Here is a 2,777-nt window from a genome sequence, read left to right as displayed (position 1 = left end):
CGTGGTGGTCGGCCATGGCGCGCTGGCCAACTACGTGCAGGCCGTGCTGGCCCGCCTGGCCTTGCCGGGCACGGTCAAGAGCCTGGCCATGGTCTCCACGGTGGCGGCCGACCTGGGCCACACCAGCCTGTTCGGCGCGCTGTGCTCGGGCCGCACGTTGCACCTGATCAGCGCGCAGCGTGCCTTTGACCCGGACGCGTTCGCGCAGTACATGCACGCGCACCAGGTGGAGGTGCTCAAGATCGTGCCCAGCCACTTGCATGCTTTGATGCAGGCCGCGCGGCCTGAGCAGGTGTTGCCCCGGCACACCCTGGTCGTGGGCGGCGAAGCCACTTCATGGCGCCTGTTGGACCAGATCCAGGCCTTGAGTCCGGGCTGCCGCGTGGTCAACCACTATGGCCCCACTGAAACCACCGTTGGTGTGCTCACGCAGGCAGCGGACGAAAGCGACCGTGACGCGCCCCAACTCACCATCGGCCATGCGCTGGACCACGCGCAAGCTTTCGTGCTGGACGCCCAACTGCACCGCGTACCACAGGGCGCGAGCGGCGAGCTGTACATCGGTGGTCTGGCGCTGGCGCGAGGCTACCAAGCCCAGCCGGCCCAGACCGCGCAACGCTTTGTGCCCCACCCGTGGCTGCCAGGCGAACGCCTGTACCGCACCGGCGACCGCGTCAGGCAGTTGGCAGACAGCAGCCTCGTTTTCCTGGGCCGGGTCGACGATCAGGTGAAGATCCGTGGCTACCGCGTCGAACCCGGTGAAATCGCAGCCCTGCTGCGCACATTGCCCGGCGTGCGCGAAGCGGAGGTGACCGTGGCGCAGACCGAAGACGGCCGCGCGCAACTGCATGCCTATGCCGTGGCCCAACCAGGCCAGACGCTGCAAGGCACGACCCTGCGCGAAGCCCTGGCGCGCGAGCTGCCCGACTACATGGTGCCGGTGGCCGTGATGGTGCTGGCCGCCTTGCCACTCAATGCCAATGGCAAGGTCGACCGCAAGGCCCTGCCGCAGCCGGTGCCAGAGGTGGCCGAACGCTTCGAAGCCCCGCAAGGCGAGGCGGAGACCCTGCTGGCCGCCGTCTGGGCCGAGGTGTTGGGCATCGAACGCGTGGGCCGCCAGGACAACTTCTTTGAACTGGGGGGGGATTCCATCCTGACATTGCAGATCGTGGCGCGTGCCCGCAAGCGTGGCCTGCGCCTGACCCCGCGCCAGTTGATGGAGGGCCAGACCGTCGCCGCCGTGGCGGCAGTGGCCCAGACCAAAGCCACCGCTGCTGTGGCCTCGCAGGCCGCGCCCGAAGCACCGCAGGCCATGGAGCCCACGCCCGTGCAGGCCTGGTTCCTGGAACAGGCCTTTGCCGAACCCGCGCACTGGAACCAGTCTCTGTTGCTGACGCCGACCCGTGCCATCGACGCCGCGCACCTGCGAGCCGCTTTCGGCCACCTGGTGGCGCACCACGAAGCGCTGCGCTCGCGCTTTGCGCAAGACAGCCATGGCCCATGGCGCATCACGCTGGCTGATCACGTGCCGGCGGAAACGTATTTCGAGTGCATCGATTTGAGCCAGGTCCAGGATGCCAACGCGGCCATCACCCAATGCGGTGAACGCCTGCAGCGCAGCCTGAACCTGAGCCAGGGCCCCTTGCTGCGCGCCGCCTGGATGGACCTTGGGCCCGCGCGTGGTGCGCGCCTGCTGGTCGTGGCCCACCACCTCGTGGTCGATGGCGTGTCATGGCGCGTGATCCTGGAGGACTTGCAAACGCTCTACAGCCAGTTGAGTGCGGGCCAGGCCATCGACTTGCCTGCCAAGACCACCAGCCACGCCCAGTGGTCGCGGGCCTTGCTCAGTCATGCACAAAGCGAGGCCATGCAGACGGAACTGGCCTATTGGCAGAGCCTGGTCGGCCAAGCCGAACCCAGCCTGCCCAGTGCTTGGCCGAACGGCGAGAACACCGTGGCGTCTGTTGACACGGTAGAGGCCGTCCTCAGCACAGACTTGACCACCCAGTTGCTGCGTGGCACGGCCCAGGCCTACCGCACCCAGATCAACGATCTTTTGCTGACCGCTCTGGCCCGCACCTTGTGCGGCTGGACCGGGCGTGACAGCGTGCTGGTGGAGCTGGAAGGCCATGGCCGCGAGGAAGGCATTGACGCAACGCTGGACCTCACGCGCAGCGTGGGCTGGTTCACCAGCCTGTACCCCATCCGCCTTCATGCCGAGCAAGGTGATCCGGGCGCCGCCATCAAAGCCGTTAAGGAGCAGCAACGCGCGGTGCCCGGCAAAGGCCTGGGCTACGGCGTGCTGCGCTACCTGAGCAAGCAGGGCAAGGCCTTGCGCGAGGGCGCCTACCCGCAGATTACCTTCAACTACTTGGGCCAGTTCGACGCCAGCCTGCAAGCCGATGGCCTGTGGCGCCTGGCCGATGAACCCGCTGCTGCGGGGCGTTCACCCGTGAGTTTGCGCCGCAGCTGGTTTGACGTCACCGCCTCGGTGCGTGCTGGCCAACTGCACATGGCCTGGACCTACAGCCGTTCCTTGCACGACCATGAGGAGGTCGCTGGCCTGCTGCAAAGCTACCAGGTGCATCTTGAAGCCTTGATCGCCCACTGCAGCAGCGGCGCAGCGGGGCTGACGCCATCGGACGTGCCCCTGTCCGGGCTGAACCAGCATCAACTGGACGCGCTGGCCTTGCCTGCCGTGCGCGTGGACGACCTGTACCCCTTGTCCCCCATGCAGGAAGGCATGCTCTTTCACAGCGTCTACGAGCCCAGCGGCA

The 2,777-nt window shown here is 67.3% G+C and carries 1 protein-coding gene; it reads left to right on the top strand.

Translation table 11 applies throughout. The features are described from left to right. Positions 1–2,777, top strand: a 2,777-nt coding sequence (locus LQ232_RS23465) for a condensation domain-containing protein (RefSeq protein ID WP_230182823.1), incomplete at both ends; no start/stop codon positions are given.

Source organism: Aquabacterium sp. CECT 9606, assembly GCF_918741295.1.
GTDB lineage: Bacteria > Pseudomonadota > Gammaproteobacteria > Burkholderiales > Burkholderiaceae_C > Aquabacterium.
The sequence above is the reverse complement of the archived record's forward strand: the minus strand, read 5'-3'. Positions and strand labels throughout refer to the sequence as shown.